The sequence below is a fragment of the Nitratireductor luteus genome, from assembly GCF_026162365.1.
GTDB lineage: Bacteria > Pseudomonadota > Alphaproteobacteria > Rhizobiales > Rhizobiaceae > Chelativorans > Chelativorans luteus.
In genome coordinates, this window is the sequence record NZ_JAOANW010000001.1 from 177,329 (window position 1) to 194,563 (window position 17,235).

Here is a 17,235-nt window from a genome sequence, read left to right on the forward strand (position 1 = left end):
CGGCGCATTTTCCTAGAATAGGCATGAAAACTCCGCCACGAAAGGGCGGCGCTTCGACTGGATTAAAAGTCGTCGCTTTTTTCAGGCGGCACAAGTCCTTCGATGCCGGCCAGCAAATCTTCCTCGCTCATGCGGTCGAAGGAGATGGGCTCGTCCTCGGGCCGGTCGGCCTCGGCGGCGGCGGTCTCCGCCTGATCGTTGATCGTCGGCAGGTCTGCTTCGGGCTCGTCGACTTCGACATGCTTCTGCAGCGAATGGATCAGCGCTTCGTTCAGGTCGCCCGGCGACAGCCTCTCGTCGGCGATCTCGCGCAAGGCCACGACAGGATTCTTGTCGTTGTCGCGATCCACCATGATCGCCTCGCCCTGCGATATCTGGCGCGCCCTGTGGCTTGCAAGCAGAACGAGGTCGAAACGATTTTCGACCTTGTCGATGCAGTCCTCAACGGTAACACGGGCCATGGCTTGCCCCTTTCATGCTTGGAATTTCCGGAAATCTTGCGGTCCCATAGCTTTTTGGCGCGCGAGATTCAAGAAATTTCGCCTCAAGCAGGCATAAGGCCGCGCACCAACGCCTCTCCTCAGCGGGGAACCAATCCATGCCGTACGGCTTTTCCCACCGCCTAAATCAAGATTCACATCAACCATGATTGACCTTTAGAATTTAATTGGCATTGGAATGAAAACAAGTTCGCACTATGTCAGCAGATATGCTGGACGGAACATGCGCCGACAGCAATATGGCGCATTCCGGTTTTGCCTGCGCAGCCAATTGCCACGAAGGATATTTGAACATGTTTGACCCTCGCGAAAAGATCGCTCTGTTTATCGACGGGGCTAATCTTTACGCCACATCGAGATCGCTCGGTTTCGATATCGACTATCGCAAGCTTTTGTCCAGCTTTCAGCAGAAGGCTTATCTTCTGCGCGCCTACTACTACACCGCCCTTGTGGAGGATCAGGAATACTCCTCCATCCGACCGTTGATCGACTGGCTCGATTATAATGGCTACAAGGTCGTGACCAAGCCGGCGAAGGAATTCACCGATTCCACCGGCCGCCGCAAGATCAAGGGCAATATGGACATCGAGTTGGCCATCGATGCGCTCGAGCTATCCGATGTCGTCGATCACTATGTCCTCTTTTCGGGTGACGGCGATTTCCGGACGCTGGTGGAAGCGCTGCAGCGCAAGGGCCGCAAGGTCAGCATCGTGTCCACCATAAAGTCGCAGCCGCCGATGATTTCGGACGAATTGCGCCGGCAGGCCGATAATTATATCGACCTTGCATCGCTTCAGGCGGAAATCGGCCGCGACCCCTCGGAAAGACCGCTTCGTCGCCCCGAGACCGATGATTTTGAGAACAACGATATTGATGAATGAGCATCTTATACCAGGGCGGCAGCGAGCCGCCGAGAGACTGTCCCCTTTGCCCGCGCCTGCATGATTTCATTGCCGAATGGCGCGCGCGCGAGCCCGAATGGCACAACGCACCCGTCCCCACCTTCGCGCCCGCCGAAGGGGATGAAAAGGCACGGCTTCTGATCGTCGGGCTCGCGCCGGGCGTGCGCGGGGCCAACCGCACGGGAAGACCCTTCACCGGCGATTATGCGGGAACGCTGCTTTATGGCACGCTTGAGCGATTCGGCTTCGCCCGGGGACGCTTCGACGCGCGGCCGGACGACGGGTTGGAACTGGTCGACACGGCCATCACCAATGCCGTGCGCTGCGTGCCGCCGGAAAACAAGCCTGTCGGCAGCGAGATACGCACTTGCCGCCAGCACTACTTCATGCCGACGATAGAGCGCTTTCCCAATCTCAAAGCCATCGTTTCGCTCGGAACCATCGCACACCAGTCCACCGTCCGCGCGCTGGGGCTCGCCGTGAAGGACTATCCCTTCAGCCATGGATGCGAGCATGACGGCGGCCGGCTGCGCCTGTTCGCCTCCTACCACTGCTCGCGCTACAACACGAATACGGGACGGCTGACGGAAGAGATGTTCGTGGAGGTGTTCGGGAGGGTGAGGGAGTTTTTAGGTGAATGGTGAATGGTCCCTCTCCGTGTTCGACTTGCCCAGAGAAAACATCCCCGACCAATCCTATTCACTATTCATCCCTTCTCCTTCAACAGCCGCGCCTTCTCCCTGTTCCAGTCGCGCTGCTTCGCGGTCTCGCGCTTGTCGTGAAGCTTCTTGCCTCGGGCGACCGCCAGTTGGAGTTTGGCGATGCCGCGTTCGTTGAAATACATCTTCAACGGCACCATGGTCATGCCTTCGCGGTCCGCCGCCTGGGAAAGCCGCGCGATCTCCTTCTTGGAGACCAGCAGCTTTCGCCTGCGGCGCGGCTCGTGATTGAAGCGGTTGCCGGCGAAATATTCCGGGATATGCGCGTTGATCAGCCACAACTCCCCGCCTTCGACCGAGGCGTAGGATTCCTGGATGTTGGCGTGTCCCTCGCGCAGCGATTTCACCTCGGTGCCGGTCAGCACCAGGCCGGCCTCCAGCGTGTCGGCCACCTCGTAGGAGAAACGCGCCTTGCGGTTTTCCGCGACCGTCTTGATGTTCGGGTTCTTTTCCTTGGCCATGAATTCCCAATGCGCGCGGGGCGCGTTCGTTCAGCACCCCGCTTTTCCTGGAATCGCTCTAGTTCATCAACCCGGCGTGCTTCATCGCCGCGTCGATGCGCTCCGCCGTCGAAGCCTCCACGGGCACGAGCGGCAGGCGAACGGTGTTCTCTACCTTGCCGAGGCGCGACAGCGCGTATTTTGCGCCGCAAAGCCCAGGTTCGATGAAAAGCGCCTTGTGCAGCGGCATCAGGCGGTCCTGCAGGTCGATCGCCTTCTCCTTGTCGCCATTGAGCGTGGATTCCTGGAACTCGGCGCAAAGGCGCGGCGCCACATTGGCCGTCACCGAGATGGCTCCCACGCCGCCATGCGCGTTGAAGCCCAGCGCCGAGGCATCCTCGCCGGAGAGCTGAATGAAATCCTTGCCGCAGGCGAGCCGCTGCTCCGATACCCGCTCGATCTTGGCCGTCGCATCCTTCACGCCGACAATGTTGGAGAAGTCGGCGGCAAGGCGGCCCATCGTCTCCGGCAGCATGTCGATGACCGAGCGCGGCGGTATATTGTAGATGATGATCGGCAGACTGGTGGAGCGCGCCACCGCCGCGAAATGCTCGTACAGGCCGCGCTGGTTGGGCTTGTTGTAATAGGGCGTGACCACCAGAACGGCGTCCGCGCCCACTGTCTCCGCATGCTCCACGAAACCGATCGCCTCGCGCGTCGAGTTCGATCCCGCGCCGGCGATCACCGGAACGCGGCCGGCGGCGGCTTCCACGCACAGCCTGACCATCTCACGGTGCTCGTCATGGGTCAGCGTCGGCGACTCGCCCGTCGTGCCTACCGGAACGAGCCCGGTCGAGCCCTCCTCGATCTGCCATTCGACGAAAGAGCTGAAGGCGTTTTTGTCCAGGCTGCCGTCTTTGTTGAACGGCGTCACGAGCGCTGTTATGGACCCCCTGAACATTGACCGAAACTCCTCGTATTCCTTTTGATACGGCCCGTTGGCCGCTATATTGCCGGCTTCTAGCCCATTGCGAAGCGCGGCACCATAGTCTCGCCATCGAATGGCGGCAAGAACAACGAAGCGGGTGCTTATTGGCACAGAGCGGCCGCCCACGCTAACCTTTCGTTAACGGGCCCTTCACGCAAACCCTTTAGATTCGGGGGAAGCTGCCGCGAGAACAATAACGCCGGGGCCCAGCCCGTTCGGCAGCCACCATGGTTTCGAGGATGAAACGCGTGCAGTACTGGTCTTCAACGGCATCGACCCGAAAATTGGAATCCATTTCCGGAAAGCACGATGCGTAGCTTCAAGCTGGCGCGTCCCTTGTGCGTCCGAATGGACGCACAGCGCTCTAAAGTCGGCGCATTCGCCCTCCTGCTCTCGCTGACCGGTAGCGTCGGGGCTTTCGAGCTGCCGCAGAGCGCGCCCGTGCCCGAGCCGCGCCCCTACGCCCCGCTCGACCGCGCCGCGGTGACGGCAACCATTCCCTTCGCCACTTCGGGACTGCTGAAGCAGGACGATATCGCAGCGCTGAAGCAGGGGCTCGACGCCTTGTCGGGTGGCGATACGGCCTCGGCACGGGCTATCCGCGACAAGTTGAAGCCCAAATCGCTCGACCGCAAGATCCTGGCTTGGGCGGTCGCACTGTCGACCGGCCACGGCGTACCAAGCCTCGATATCGCTGAGACGGCACGGGACCTGGCCGACTGGCCCGGCATGGAGAGGTTGCGCGCCAGCAGCGAACGGGCGCTCTATCGTGAGCAGCCGCCGGCGCGAGAGGTCATCGCAGCCTTCCAGAACACGCAGCCGACCACGTATGAAGGTACCGTCGCACTGGCGCGGGCGCATGTTGAGCTTGGCGACATGGCCGCCGCGCGCGCCGTGCTCTCCCCCTTCTGGCGGGTCGAGAAGCTCGGTGCGAGGGAGGAAGCGGCCATCCTGCGTGAGTTCGGCCGGATCATTCCGGCAGCCGACCACCGCTATCGCATGGAGCGGATGCTCTATGACGACAGGGTGCGCTCGGCCGAGCGCGTGGCCAAACGCGCGGGCGGCGAAGCGCTGACCAAAGCCTGGGCAGCCGTCATCCGCAACGAAAGGAACGCCGGAAAGCTGCTCGACGCGGTACCGGCGGACCAGCGTACGGCGGGCTACCATTTCGCCAGGGCGCGCTACCTGCGGCGGACGGAGCGCTTCAAGGAAGCCGCGCAGGTGGTGTTTTCGGTGGATCGCGAGGCAACGCGGGCGATCGACCCCGACGAATGGTGGTTCGAGCGGCGGGCCCTGTCCCGCGAACTCATCGATATCGACGATGCACAGACCGCTTACCGCATCGCCGCCGCGCAGGCGGGCGGCAACGCGGCCACGATAGCCGACGCCGAATTCCACGCCGGCTGGTACGCGCTACGCTTCCTCGACAACGCGCAGCGTGCGGCCCGCCATTTCTCCCGCATCGCCGAGGTCGCGGACGGGCCCATCTCGCGGGCGCGCGCGTTCTATTGGCTTGGCCGCGCCGCGGAAGCGGGCAGCGGCGGCAACGCGGCGAGCTTCTACGGCAAGGCTGCGGCCTATGGCACGGCGTTTTACGGGCAGCTTGCCACCGCCAAGCTTGGCCGCGCCAGGCTCGAAGCCGCCTATCCGAAACCCACGGCGACGGATCGCAAGAACTTTTCCGTGCGCGAGGCCGTGCGCGCGATCGATCGCCTTGAGAAAGCGGGTCACCAGGAGCGCGCGCGGATCCTTTATCGCGACCTGGCGCAGGAGTTGAACAGCACCGGCGAGCTAGCCCTGCTCGCGGCGACGGCGAAGCGGCAAGGCGACCACTACCTGGCGCTACGCATCGGCAAGATGGCGGCGGCGCGCGGCCTCGACATCGGCACGCTGGCCCATCCGATTGGCGCCATCCCGGCCAGCGCCTCGGTCACGGGCGCAGGCAAGGCGCTGGCCTATGCCATTGCGCGGCAGGAAAGCGAGTTCAATGCGGGTGCGGTTTCCAGCGCCGGCGCGCGCGGCCTCCTGCAGTTGATGCCGTCCACGGCCAGGGCGGTGGCCAGCAAGAACGGCCTGCCCTTTTCCGCCTCCAAGCTGACCAGCGACGCCGGCTACAACGCCACCCTCGGCGCGGCCTACCTGTCGGAGCAACTCGGCCGGTTCGACGGCTCCTACGTTCTGACTTTCGCCGGCTACAATGCCGGCCCGAGCCGGGCATCGGAATGGGCGGAGCGCTATGGCGACCCGCGCGGAAAGCCGGTCGACGCGGTGGTCGACTGGATCGAGCGCATTCCCTATACCGAAACGCGCAACTATGTTCAGCGTGTCATGGAGAACTATCAGGTCTACAAGATGCGCCTGACGGGGCAGTTCACCGTCGAGCAGGATCTTGTGAAGGGGCGTTGAGGACTGCCGGACGTTGCATTGTCGGGAGCCCAGCGATTGCAAGTTCGAGGGGGCAAGGGCTTTGGGCGACGATAACTTTCGCGATTTCTTCTATTCTGCCAAGGATGGCCTCAAACTGCATGCGCGGATCTACGGCGCACCCTCCCCCGGCACGTGGCCGGTAGTCTGCCTGCCGGGGCTGACGCGCAATGCGCGGGATTTCGAGGCGCTGGCACATATCCTTTCGAAGGACGAAAAGCGGCCGCGGCAGCTCATCGCCTTCGATTATCGCGGCCGCGGCCGGTCCAGCTACGATCCCAACTGGCAAAACTACGCCGTGCCGGTGGAGGCCGACGATGTCGCCGCCGGGCTAACGGCGCTCGACGTGGAGCACGCCAGCTTCATCGGCACCTCGCGCGGCGGGCTCATCGTCATGGCGCTGACAGCGATGCGTCCGGCGCTGATCAAGGCAGCGGTGCTCAACGATATCGGCCCGGTGATCGAAGGTGCCGGGCTCGCTCATATCCGCAGCTACCTGGAAAACGCACCCACGCCCGCCAGCATCGACGAGGCGGTGCGGCTGCAGCGTGCGGTGCACGGCGATGCGTTCTCGGCGCTGACGCAGGAGAATTGGGAGCGCCAGACGCGGGCGCTCTACAGGTCTGCCGAAAGCGGGCGTCCTGTCGCGGATTTCGACCCCAGACTCCTGAAAACGCTCAAGCTCGTCGACCTCAACAATCCGCTGCCCACCCTCTGGCCGCAGTTCGAAGGGCTGCGTTCGGTGCCGGTCCTGGCCATGCGCGGCGCAAACTCGAAGCTTCTGTCGCGTGAAACGCTCGACGAAATGGAGCGGCGGCATCCCCGACTGGAAGCGCTGACGGTCGAGGGGCAAGGCCATGCGCCGCTGCTTGAGACGGGCGGCCTACCCCGCCGAATCGGCACTTTCCTGTCGAAGGCCGAGCGCGCCGGAAAAGTATAGCGCCTGGGAACCGCCCGGCCCTCACGCCTATCATTCATAAGCACAAAGAAAACCCGGCGAGCAAGCTCGCCGGGTCTCCTGAGACGTTCTTCTAACCGATATTAGAAGTCCCGCTGCAGACGGAGGAAGCCCGTCCACTGGTTCGGGTCTTCAACACCCAGCACAGTTCCGTCAAACTTGGTGTAGTTGACGGCCAGCTTGGCATTGAAGTTCTCGACGATGGCGTAGTCGATTGTCGTGCCGAGCTTCCAGGCATTGACGTCGGTGTCGTGGCCGATGTTGCTGTAGTAGGAACCGCCCAGCGAGGCCTTCAGCTTCGGCGTGAACTTGTAGCCGAGTTCAGCTGCGGCAGACCACTCAGCACCGGTGTGGAAGGACAGGCCGGTGGAGCCGATGTCATCGAACGGATTGACCGAGTAGTAGCTGATGCCGCTTTCGTACTGGCCAAGCACGCCCAGCCACATATTGCTGGACAGGTTCGCCTTGACGATACCCTTGACTGCGTATTCTTCACCCGTGGCGTCGTAGGCAGCATAAAGGTCTGCGCTACCCCAGCCCTGGGTCACGCCCACGCGGCCAACCACATTCGGCGTGTAGTCGTAGTCACGGTCAGCTTCTTCAAGAGAGACCGCGAAGGACACACCATTGGCAGCGTCGAAGGTGTAGTTGATGAAGTGAACGCGGGAGTACGGGAAGAAGCCCACGTCCTGCTCGCCGGAAAGACCGGTATCCCAGATCGAGTCGTTCACACCCAGCGAGAGACCGCCCAGCGAGATGATCGCCTGCTGCAGGTTCACGCCCGAGCCTGTGATCCCCTGCGAATATGCATCACCTTCGTTCAGGCCGGGAATGATAAGCGGCTCGTCTGAAGAGGTGGTGCCACGGAACTTGATGAATGCGCCGAGCGTGCCGTATTCGGTCTCCGAGCGGGCGTCGATGTTGAGTTCGCCGCGGGCATACTTGCGCCAGCCGTTGTTGTCACCGAAGTCACCGTCCGAGAAACCGATCTGATAACGGACCATGCCGCCGATCTTCAGGCAGGTCTCGGTGCCCGGGATGTAAAAGAAGCCAGCGCCGTAGACGTCACAGACGCGGACATATTCCATGGGCTCCGGCTCTGGAACCACAACCATGTCGGCTGCCTGAGCGGCGGATACGCCACCCATGATCGCCGCGGAGCCAATGAGAAGGCTCTTGATCTTCATTTTCTGACCTCCAGTCAAAGTTCTTAAATAAGGGTCTGGGTATTTATTGCTGAAGGACAGCGTTCCCTGCCCCATCCCCGATACATGAAAAAGGCACGCACCCGGCGCGTCTTCTTCGAGAGCGACATTACTCATGGCGGGGCCGGGTTCAACCGGCATTGCCGCATTCATGCCGCATCATCATCGCTATGAAGACTGCCTGTTGCACAAATGCCACGGAAATGCCCCCCACGGAAAGAAGTTGTTAACCGTTGGAGGCCCGATCAGGCCCCGTCCTCCTTTAAGAACCACTGGTTCGCCGCGAATCTCGATCCCTGCGACGAATCGGCGGGCGTTGGCCCAGCTCCTGCCTCCCTTGCGCGTTCCATCCCCGTTGAAGCAGTCTCCATCCTCAATGGCGCAGCGTTCGACAGTAGCCGGCCTGTGAACGGCGTCAGGTTTTGTCTCATCCACCATCGTGCCATCCGATTCGGTTGTGGGCCAATAATTGCGAATGAACGCATATGCGTGTTGATTGTGGCTGCGCTTTTCTTTATCCAGCGCTGCGAACGGAGAGGTGGCCGAGTGGTCGAAGGCGCTCCCCTGCTAAGGGAGTAGACGGGCAACCGTCTCGAGGGTTCGAATCCCTTCCTCTCCGCCACCCTACGCCAGAGCGCACTACGCTATCCCAATTTCGCCAGCCATTCGATTAACCGCTCCTTCCGCGCATGACGGTTTCGTATCTCCTGCAGGCGGCGTAAGAAGTCCTCGGGCGCGCCTTTTTCCTTGGAGATCGCCCTCAGGTCGAGGAGCAGGCTGGTGGCCCTGTCATAACCGGTCGCGTTGCGGCGCTCGATCTCGGTCTCGATCTCCCGCCAGACGTTCTCGCCCCGCCGGGCAATGGCGTCGAGCCGGGCGCGGCGGAACCGTTCCGTCTCCTCCTCGCGCCGTTTCCGCTCGGCAGCCGCCTTTTCAGCCAGCGCGCGCTCGCCGGCCTGCCGGATCGCTTTGGCACGCGCACGCAAGTCGCCGACGGTACGCACGGCGATGGCCGGGGTATCCGTTGGCGGGGTCAAGCGATGGCGGACGAGCGCGCGCAACTCATTGCCGACATGCGCGTCGCCGTCAAACAGCCGCGTAAGAAAGGAGGTCCTTTCGGGGTCGGTCATCGCGGCGATGACTGACTTGACTGCTTTCGATGACGCCGGCTTTTCCGCCAGCGGGTCGGCACCGCGCTCTGCGGCCGCCGCGACGAGGTCGCGATCGATATCGAAGAATTCAGCGAAAGCTTCCAACGCTCCGGTCATCGGCCCGATGCCCGGCATAGGCTCCGGCTCGTCAGGCTCGAACACGTCCGCCTCGACTGCGCTCAGCCAGAGGAGATAGAACAAACGTAGGTCCCCCCCCGAGCACGTCGGCGCGCAGCGGTGCGAGCGCCGCCAGCCAGCCCGAGCCATCGTCCCAATCCTCGGCTTCCACCTCGTCAAAGGCGGTGTCCAAGATCAGGTTCTGCCCGGCGCGCCGCAACTCTGCGCCATCGACCTCGCCCAGGAAGGCGTCGAGCAGGTTGCGATCGACCAGATGCACCGGCCAACGGATCATCAGCCGGCGCGAGCCCCAATTGGCGAGATAGAGATGCAGGTCGAACCAGTTCTCCATCAGCCTGGCCGGATCGCCCTTGAAGTCGCCCCATTCATACGAGTTCGTGAAGCTGGTGGCCGTGATCCGCGCCCGGGTGGACAAGGCCCGCAGGGCTTCCTGATCCGCTCCGCCGAGCGGGCGGTCGATGGCCTGGAATTCGTAGTACTGGTATTCGCTCATGGTCACGGTCGCCTTGGCGGGGAATCAGACGGGATGCAGGACACCATCCGTTTCGAGGATTCGAAGCGCCTCGACAAGCGTCACACCGCTATGGAGCCGCCACCATTTGCCGGTGTGCCGCATCCAGTAGATATCGAAGCGGTCCGGCCCCATGCGGTCGAACCGGGCGAAGGGCGCGTCGAACTCCTCGCCACGATTGAGTTCCATGCCCGACCGGTACCGCTGCATGAAGCGGTATCGCCCCGCCGCCCACGCGCCGTGGATGTCAATCACGTAGTTCCATTCGGTCGGCCTGATCTGCGGCAGGAAGCGCGGCTTCAATACGTCGACGATGAAGGCCTCGCAGGCCGCGACGATCATTTGCTTTTCCGCGTCATCCGGCAGCTTGGGGCGGGCCGCGCGGGTCGTTTGCATCCACTGTTTCGCTCTGGCCATTTCCCTGATCCGCTTTCGTCTTTCTCGGTGTTTGTCTCACGAGGCTGGGCGCCGGAAGAGTCGAGTAGTGGCCGCGAGGCGCCGCGCTCGTCGGATCGCCCAGTCATAGGGCGTAAATGTAGTGCTCATCACTATCCGTCGTGGCCCGCCATTCTCAGCGCTCTTCGAGCTTCAAAGGATTGGCAAAACCTGCTGCTCTGCGCCATAGCGCCCGACTTTCCCTTCCCAGCTTCCTTTACCTGCGATTCCTGCATCGTGGTTCTCGAGCGCGGGGTTCCCGGCGGTTGAGGCAATGCCCAGGAAAGCGGACGCAGTTGCGCCTGTTTTAATGCGCCGTGCATCACAAGGGACGCTGTAAGCCGTTGAATCTACGCATAGTGCTTTGCGAAAACCGATTCCGATTTTCGGGCCGATGCCGTGGCGGGTGCCGATTCCAAGTCATATCTGGACCGCCGTTTCGGCACCGCTGCCCCGTTTCGTCCATTGCCGCCCTTCCTGTACTAGAGCAGAAGGAGGCGCGAAAATGGATGCACAATTGCAGGGCACCCCGGACGCATCGTGGCTGGCACGCCGCGCGATAACGCTGCGAAACTGGCGAACCGCACCCCACTCGCGATGGAGCTTCCAGCATGTGGGCGAGATCGTGCCGGCGGCGGCAATCGCCGGGCCATCGGGCGGACCCTATACGACCGGCCCGGCACTGCCGGGCGTCATGCTGAACTACCCTGACGGCGACAGGGTCGGCCTTCTCGACCATCTGGCCCGCTCGCACAGCGACAGCCTTGTGATCATGCGCGGCGGCGCGGTGATCGGCGAATGGCATGGCGATCATGTCGACCCTGCCCTCCCCCATCTCATTTTCTCGATCTCGAAGTCGGTGACGGGCATGCTGGCCGGCGTTGCCGTGGGCGACGGCGTCCTCGACCCGCAAGCGCCGGTCGCAGCCTATGTCGATACCCCCGGAGACAGCGCTTACGCGAGCGCACGCGTGCGCGATCTTCTCGATATGACCGTGGACCTTGATTTCGACGAGGAATATCTCGACGACGGCGGCGCCTTTGACCGCTACCGCAGGGCCATGCTGTGGAACCCGGAACGGGAGGATACCCGCCCCGAGACAATGGAAGCGTTTCTGACGACGCTCGCCATGCGCACGGGCGGGCATGGCGAGCGCTTCTACTACGCCTCGCCCAATACCGACATGCTCGGCCTGGTAATCGAGCGGGCGACGTGCGTGCGCCTTCATCACTATCTCGGCGAGCGCATCTGGAAGCCGATGGGAGCGAAGGACGCGGCAATCGTCACCGTCGACCGTCAGGGCACGGCGCGGGCGGCGGGCGGCATCTGCATCTCGCCGCGCGATCTGGCGCTGTTCGGCCAACTGGTTCTCGACGGCGGAAGAAGCCGGGCCGGCGAACAGCTCATCCCCGCCGCCTGGATATCGGACATGCGCGAGGCCGGCGACCGCAAGGCCTGGGAGAAGGGCGACTTCTTCGAAACGTTCCCGGAAGGCACCTACCGCTCCTGCTGGTATCAGGCGCGCGATGTCCACGGTTCGTTTTGCGGAATAGGCATTCATGGCCAATATATATGGGCCGATCCCATAACGGGCATCGTCATTGCCAAGACGTCATCGCGTCCCCAGCCCAGCGAGGATACGGCGGTGCAGCTTGAGATTTCGGTGCTGAGACAGTTGGCTAGAATGTTTTAGGCGATTGCTCTACCAACCACAAAGCCATCAACCATTCGACCATCGGGGCCATGACCGAAAGACCTTCTCCCACCGAGCTCGTCCGCTCCCTACCCGCAACCGTGCCCTTTGTCGGGCCGGAAACGCAGGAGCGCGAGCGTGGCCGCCCGTTTCGCGCCCGATTAGGCGCCAATGAGAACGGTTTCGGCCCGGCGCCCTCCGTCGCCAGGGCAATGGCCGGGGCCGCGCCGCAGATGTGGAAATATGGCGATGCCCAGAACCACGATCTGCGCAACGCGCTGGCGCGGCATCTCAGCGTCGGCGCCGAAAACATCGTCATCGGCGAAGGCATCGACGGGCTGCTCGGCCTTGTGGTGCGGCAATATGTGGAACAGGGCGCGCCGGTGGTCACCTCGCTCGGGGCCTATCCCACCTTCAATTACCATGTCGCCGGCTTCGGCGGGCGGCTGGTGACGGTGCCGTACCGCGACGACCGCGAGGATCTCGAGGGTCTTCTGGACGCGGTGAAGCTCCAGAACGCGCCGCTGGTCTATCTCTCCAATCCGGATAACCCCATGGGCACGTGGTGGGAAGCCGATGCCGTCGAGGACTTCATCGATGCGCTGCCCCCCACCACGATGTTCGTGCTCGACGAGGCCTATGGCGAGACCGCGCCGCAAAGCACCCTGCCCGCGCTCGACATCTCGCGGCCCAACGTCCTGCGCATGCGCACCTTTTCCAAGGTCTACGGCCTTGCGGGCCTGCGTTGCGGCTATGCCATCGGCGAGGCGGAGACAATCCGCAATTTCGAAAAGGTGCGAAACCATTTCGGCATGACGCGGATGGCGCAGGAGGCGGCCCTTTCCGCCCTTGAGGATCAGGGGCATCTGCATTGGGTATGCGGCGAGGTGGAGGCCTGCCGGCAGCGCCTCTACCGTATCGCAAGCGAAAACGGGCTGACGCCGCTCATCTCCGCCACCAATTTCGTCACCATGGATTGCGGCCGCGATGGCGCATACGCCATGAAAGTGCTGCAGGAGTTGGGCAAGCGCGATGTATTCGTACGCAAACCCATGGCGCCGGGCATCGACCGCTGCATCCGTGTCAGTGTGGGACCTGCCGAAGAGATCAATGTGTTCGAAGCCAAACTTCCGGAGGCGCTCAAGGCGGTGGAATAGTACGGGATGAGTTCAACGTGATCCGCCGTCGCTCCATTCTCAGCGGACTCGGCAACGGAAGCCGCCTGCTCCAAGAACTCCGCGCGTTTGGGCGGAAAAAACTTAGCCACTTGACGAAGTTTTCGCTTGCGCCGCCGTCAAATTGAGCCATAGTTAGCAATATGGCTAAGCATGATCCTGATCTCTCGCTGCTCTTCCACGCGCTCGCCGATCCGACCCGCCGGTCGATCCTGACCCGGCTCGCCGAAACACCGGCGCGGGTGACGGATTTGGCCGGACCCACGGGACTACGGCTGCCCACCGTGATGCGGCACCTTTCCGTGCTGGAGGAGGCAGGATTGATCACCACGTCCAAGGACGGGCGGATACGCACCTGCGCCATCGTACCCGAGGCTCTGGATCCGGCGCGGACATGGCTCGACGAACAGCGGGCCATCTGGGAGGCTCGGCTCGACCGGTTGGATGCATTTGTGATGAATGTGATGAAGGAAGGCGAAGAATGACACAGAACCTCGCAGCAAACAGTGCGATCCGTGCGGCGCCTGACGATGGGAAGGGCCGCTTTGCCACGCTCACTTTCGAACGGGACATGGCCGCACCATTGGCCGTTTTGTGGGAGGCATGGACGGCTCCGGCCGCGCGGGCGATCTGGGCTGCGCCATCGCCCTCGGTCGCCGTGGAGTTTCTCGAAGCCGACACCAGGGTGGGCGGCCGCGAGGTCTCGCTCTGCAAGGTAGAGGGCCAGCCTGACATCCGCTGCGAGTGCGGCTGGCTGGCGTTACAGCCGGCGGTGTGCAGCGTGAACTACGAAGTGATCTCGTCCGAAGGCGTGACGCAATCAGCAGCGCTGGTGACAGCCGATTTCAAAGGCGCGGACGAGCGCAGCCGGTTGGTCGTGACGGTGCAGCTTTCCTCGTTGGCAGAGGACATGGAGGCAGGCTACCGGGAAGGCTTCAGTGCCGGCCTGGACAACCTCGCGGGCACGGCTGAACGGACCATGGTGCTGCAGCGGGTAATTCAGGCGCCGCGATCCATCGTGTGGGGCGCCTGGATGAACGCTGAAACGCTGCCGCAATGGTGGGGGCCGGAAGGCTTCTCCTGTCGCACGAAAAGGATCGATCTGCGCACCGGCGGCGAATGGGTGTTCGACATGATCGCGCCTGACGGCACGGTCTTCCCGAACCACCACCTGTACAACGAGGTCCGGCCCGAGGAGAGGATCGGCTATACGCTGCATTGGGGCGAAAACGGGCCGAAACATGCCGACGCCTGGGTCTCGTTCGAGGATCAGGACGGGGCAACGAAGGTAACGCTGGGCATGGCATTCAGCACGGCTGCCGAGTTCCAGGAGGCGAAGGGCTTCGGCGCCGAGGAGCTGGGGCTGCAGACCCTGGGCAAGCTGGAGCGCTTCGTCGCATCCCGCTGAATGCTGCGGCTTCCCGCCGGCTCGAATTGGGACCTGCGGGCGAAGTCCTCATCCTTGTCGCGCGCGCGGCCATCGGCGACCGCATCCGCCTCTTCGGTCAGATAGGCTTGGAGCCGGTCAGGCGGAGAAGACCGGGGTCCCGGAAGCCGGCAGATCACCAACACACGCATCCGTTTCGCGGGGTGAGGCCGGGAAATCACAAAGGAATGCACGAAGAGGAGGGTTCCATGCGAAAGCTGATCATATGGGACATGGTGACCGTCGACGGCTTCTTCGAAGGTCCGAACAGGGACATCAGCTGGTTCGCCTTCGAAGAAGAACTCGAGACCTACATTCGTGAGACCCAGGAAAAGGCCGACACGCTGATCTTCGGCCGCGTGACCTATGAGCTCATGGCAGCCCATTGGCCATCCGAGCAGGGGTGGATCGCGGACTTCATGAACGGAATTGAGAAGGTGGTCTTCTCGCGCACGCTGAAAAGCGCCGACTGGAACAACACGAAGCTCTTCAACGGCAATGTCGCGGAAGAAGTCTCCAAGCTGAAGACCAGGGACGGCGGAAACATCTTCGTGTTCGGCAGCGCCGACCTCACGGCGACGCTGATGGAGCACGGCCTGATCGACGAGTATCACCTCGGGATCAACCCCGTCATTCTCGGCAGAGGCACGCCGCTCTTCAAGGGCGGCCCGAACCGGATACCCCTGAAGCACCTGGAAACGAGGACGCTCAAGTCAGGTGTCGTCATCCTCCATTACGCGCCGGAGAGCAGACAGTGACGATCGATCCGCTATTTCCCATCAACTGGGCCTGTCGAAATGGGAGGGTCCGGGGAAGCGGCGCGCTCCGGACGGTCGGCGGCCAAGGGGGCGTAGCGGCCATCACCTTAAATCTGCGAATGGCCGCTTGTAGGTTGGTGCGGGCAGACTGGAACAGCTGAGCGGGCGCTCGACCGCCAAACATTGGTGGCTCGACCTTACTCCAAGCTACCATTCGGGAGGCAAAAGATTGGACACACGATCCGGCTTTCCAGTTGAACGGGCCGCGCTCCCATTGTTTGTCACGAATGTTGGGAGCCCTAACTAAAGGAAGCTGGCAGGCTCAGCCTCGTAGGCGCTGTGAAGCAAGCTTACGAATGGTTTTGCCTCTGCGATAGGGTTTGAAGCAATGGCGGTTACCGGGATACCCGGTGTCCATGAGTTCATCACCGCCGCTCCAGATAAGTCCTGAAGACGATCCAAGCTGACCTCTTCATGGCGCTGGGGAACACCAAGACGGTCCAGTTGCCGCTGAACAATTCCCATCGTCGTTCCGGTTAGAACCGCAGCTTCAGGCCAAATAACGGCGGCGCCATCCCAAAAGACGAGATTCCAAATCGTCGCTTCGCTCAGCCGCCCATGCCTGTCTACAAAAGCGGCGTCGTTAAAACCCTGTCTGACGGCCTGGTGCAAGTAGTAGGTTTTGCCGACTTCGCCGACGTGCTTGATAGCGGCAAGGGGTCTCTCGTGATCCACTGCGCTCAGCCGCAGCGGACCTTGTGGACCGTCAGATGGTGCTCCAGTGCGGACGAGGGTAGCCGGTTCCACATCCATGCTGTCGGCGGTGAATTCGCCGTGGCGTGAAAACACCGTAACCGTCAGCGACTGATCCTCTGGACCGCCATCGATTGCCGCCTTGACATAGGATCGAAGTTGTTCGTCGGTCGATGCTCTGCCAAAAAATGCATTTGAAGCCTGGCGTAGACGCGCCAGATGTAGATCAAAGCCCTTCACCTTGCGGTTTCGAACCTGCATCGCTGTGAAATGCGCAAACCCTGCGAAGGCCAGAGGGATCAGCTCAGCAACGATGGCCGGGCGGCCATCGATTAGCGCTTGGTCAGTACCGGCTTCAGCGGACATGTTTCTTGCTCCTGAGTGAGTTCACACGAAAGAGCAATAGCTCTAGGGTCTCACAGTGCTGTCAGAGTCAAGAGTATGGAATGAAAATAGGCACGCTATCGAAGCGCACCGGTGTGAGCATTCGCATGCTCCGCTACTACGAGGCCGAGGGGTTGCTGAAGCCGCAGCGCACGGCAAGCGGTTACCGGGATTACGATCTGGCAGAGGAACGTACTGTGGAGCGAATCAGGCTGCTCGGCTCTGCGGGCATGACGCTCGCGACAATCCAACAGTTCTTGCCCTGCATCAGAGGGGACGGCCCCGTCTTTGAACCGTGTGATGAACTTCGCGAGGTCTTGCGCGAGCAGATCCGCCTTGTCGACCAAAAGGCGGAAAGGCTGGTCGAAAGCCGGAATGTTCTGGAGAGGTTCCTTCGAGAGATAGATAAACGTTGATCTCTTTGTCGTTGCCGCCTGAGCACCGGCCTCTGAAATGTCGGGTGACGCCTCCCGTACGTAGTGCAGCTGGGTAGCGCGGTGGTCATCGACGCTTTCCGTCACCACACACACCGTGATCGGACGACTCGGCTGGGACGTCAGCGATGCGGACAGAGCGGCGTTGTCCAATTGTCCCAATAGGTACTCGCTCAGGCAGTCTTCACTTCCGTCACGTCAGGAAATTCGGATATTTCGAATCTGAACCCTTAATCTATTG

General features: G+C 62.1%; 16 protein-coding genes, 1 tRNA gene and 1 pseudogene. 11 read left to right on the forward strand and 7 right to left on the reverse strand.

Annotated elements, in window-relative coordinates:
- Positions 1-62: 62 nt before the first annotated feature.
- Complete coding sequence (gene rpoZ, locus N1058_RS00930) at positions 63-461, reverse strand: DNA-directed RNA polymerase subunit omega (RefSeq protein ID WP_265515603.1); 399 nt, start codon at positions 459-461, stop codon at positions 63-65.
- Between the two features lie 332 nt (positions 462-793).
- Between rpoZ and N1058_RS00935 the strand changes: the two genes are divergently transcribed.
- Together N1058_RS00935 and N1058_RS00940 are read left to right on the forward strand one after the other, a co-directional pair.
- The gene (locus N1058_RS00935; RefSeq protein WP_265515604.1) at positions 794-1,381 is read left to right on the forward strand and encodes a LabA-like NYN domain-containing protein; all 588 of its coding nucleotides are present in this window, start codon (positions 794-796) and stop codon (positions 1,379-1,381) included.
- On the forward strand, positions 1,378-2,046 hold the full coding sequence (locus N1058_RS00940) for a uracil-DNA glycosylase (protein WP_265515605.1): 669 nt from the start codon (positions 1,378-1,380) through the stop codon (positions 2,044-2,046). The genes N1058_RS00935 and N1058_RS00940 overlap by 4 nt, the downstream gene beginning before the upstream one ends.
- Before the next feature lie 62 nt (positions 2,047-2,108).
- Here N1058_RS00940 and smpB read toward each other — a convergent pair whose 3' ends face one another.
- On the reverse strand, positions 2,109-2,582 hold the full coding sequence (gene smpB / locus N1058_RS00945; RefSeq protein WP_265515606.1) for an SsrA-binding protein SmpB: 474 nt from the start codon (positions 2,580-2,582) through the stop codon (positions 2,109-2,111).
- Between the two features lie 58 nt (positions 2,583-2,640).
- Positions 2,641-3,522: a 4-hydroxy-tetrahydrodipicolinate synthase gene (gene dapA, locus N1058_RS00950; protein ID WP_265515607.1), complete on the reverse strand. Its 882-nt coding sequence runs from the start codon at positions 3,520-3,522 to the stop codon at positions 2,641-2,643.
- 375 nt (positions 3,523-3,897) lie between these two features.
- Here dapA and N1058_RS00955 point away from each other — a divergent pair, with 375 nt between their 5' ends.
- A complete protein-coding gene (locus N1058_RS00955; RefSeq protein ID WP_420847926.1) occupies positions 3,898-5,955 on the forward strand; it encodes a lytic transglycosylase domain-containing protein in 2,058 nt (685 codons plus the stop codon).
- Positions 5,956-6,016: 61 nt separating this feature from the next.
- Entirely contained in the window at positions 6,017-6,913 is an 897-nt protein-coding gene (locus tag N1058_RS00960; RefSeq protein WP_265515609.1) for an alpha/beta fold hydrolase, read from the forward strand.
- 101 nt (positions 6,914-7,014) lie between these two features.
- Here the strand turns inward: N1058_RS00960 and N1058_RS00965 are convergent, their stop codons facing one another.
- Positions 7,015-8,118, reverse strand: a complete 1,104-nt coding sequence (locus N1058_RS00965; protein ID WP_265515610.1) for a porin — start codon at positions 8,116-8,118, stop codon at positions 7,015-7,017.
- Positions 8,119-8,668: 550 nt separating this feature from the next.
- Between N1058_RS00965 and N1058_RS00970 the strand changes: the two genes are divergently transcribed.
- Positions 8,669-8,758 (forward strand) — tRNA-Ser (locus tag N1058_RS00970).
- 22 nt (positions 8,759-8,780) lie between these two features.
- On the opposite strand, the pseudogene N1058_RS00975 reads toward N1058_RS00970, so the two are convergent.
- A pseudogene (locus tag N1058_RS00975) lies at positions 8,781-9,918 on the reverse strand (hypothetical protein).
- A 24-nt stretch (positions 9,919-9,942) separates the two neighbouring features.
- Positions 9,943-10,353: a DUF3024 domain-containing protein gene (locus N1058_RS00980; protein WP_265515611.1), complete on the reverse strand. Its 411-nt coding sequence runs from the start codon at positions 10,351-10,353 to the stop codon at positions 9,943-9,945.
- 523 nt (positions 10,354-10,876) lie between these two features.
- Between N1058_RS00980 and N1058_RS00985 the strand changes: the two genes are divergently transcribed.
- From N1058_RS00985 to N1058_RS01005, 5 genes are all read left to right on the forward strand, one after another.
- Positions 10,877-12,064, forward strand: coding sequence for a serine hydrolase domain-containing protein (locus N1058_RS00985; RefSeq protein ID WP_265515612.1), 1,188 nt, complete (start codon positions 10,877-10,879; stop codon positions 12,062-12,064).
- A gap of 50 nt (positions 12,065-12,114) precedes the next feature.
- Positions 12,115-13,221, forward strand: a complete 1,107-nt coding sequence (locus N1058_RS00990; RefSeq protein WP_265515613.1) for a pyridoxal phosphate-dependent aminotransferase — start codon at positions 12,115-12,117, stop codon at positions 13,219-13,221.
- 161 nt (positions 13,222-13,382) lie between these two features.
- Positions 13,383-13,724 carry an ArsR/SmtB family transcription factor gene (locus N1058_RS00995; RefSeq protein WP_265515614.1) on the forward strand — a complete coding sequence of 114 codons (342 nt, stop codon included), beginning with the start codon at positions 13,383-13,385 and terminating at the stop codon, positions 13,722-13,724.
- Positions 13,721-14,647, forward strand: coding sequence for an SRPBCC family protein (locus tag N1058_RS01000; protein ID WP_265515615.1), 927 nt, complete (start codon positions 13,721-13,723; stop codon positions 14,645-14,647). Before N1058_RS00995 ends, N1058_RS01000 begins: the two co-directional genes overlap by 4 nt.
- 227 nt (positions 14,648-14,874) lie before the next feature.
- Positions 14,875-15,423, forward strand: coding sequence for a dihydrofolate reductase family protein (locus N1058_RS01005; RefSeq protein WP_265515616.1), 549 nt, complete (start codon positions 14,875-14,877; stop codon positions 15,421-15,423).
- Between the two features lie 303 nt (positions 15,424-15,726).
- Here N1058_RS01005 and N1058_RS01010 read toward each other — a convergent pair whose 3' ends face one another.
- Positions 15,727-16,542 (reverse strand): aminotransferase class IV family protein, encoded by an 816-nt coding sequence (locus N1058_RS01010; RefSeq protein WP_265515617.1) that lies wholly within the window; start codon positions 16,540-16,542, stop codon positions 15,727-15,729.
- A gap of 80 nt (positions 16,543-16,622) precedes the next feature.
- Here N1058_RS01010 and N1058_RS01015 point away from each other — a divergent pair, with 80 nt between their 5' ends.
- Positions 16,623-16,976 carry a MerR family transcriptional regulator gene (locus N1058_RS01015; RefSeq protein ID WP_265515618.1) on the forward strand — a complete coding sequence of 118 codons (354 nt, stop codon included), beginning with the start codon at positions 16,623-16,625 and terminating at the stop codon, positions 16,974-16,976.
- Positions 16,977-17,235 lie beyond the last annotated feature (259 nt).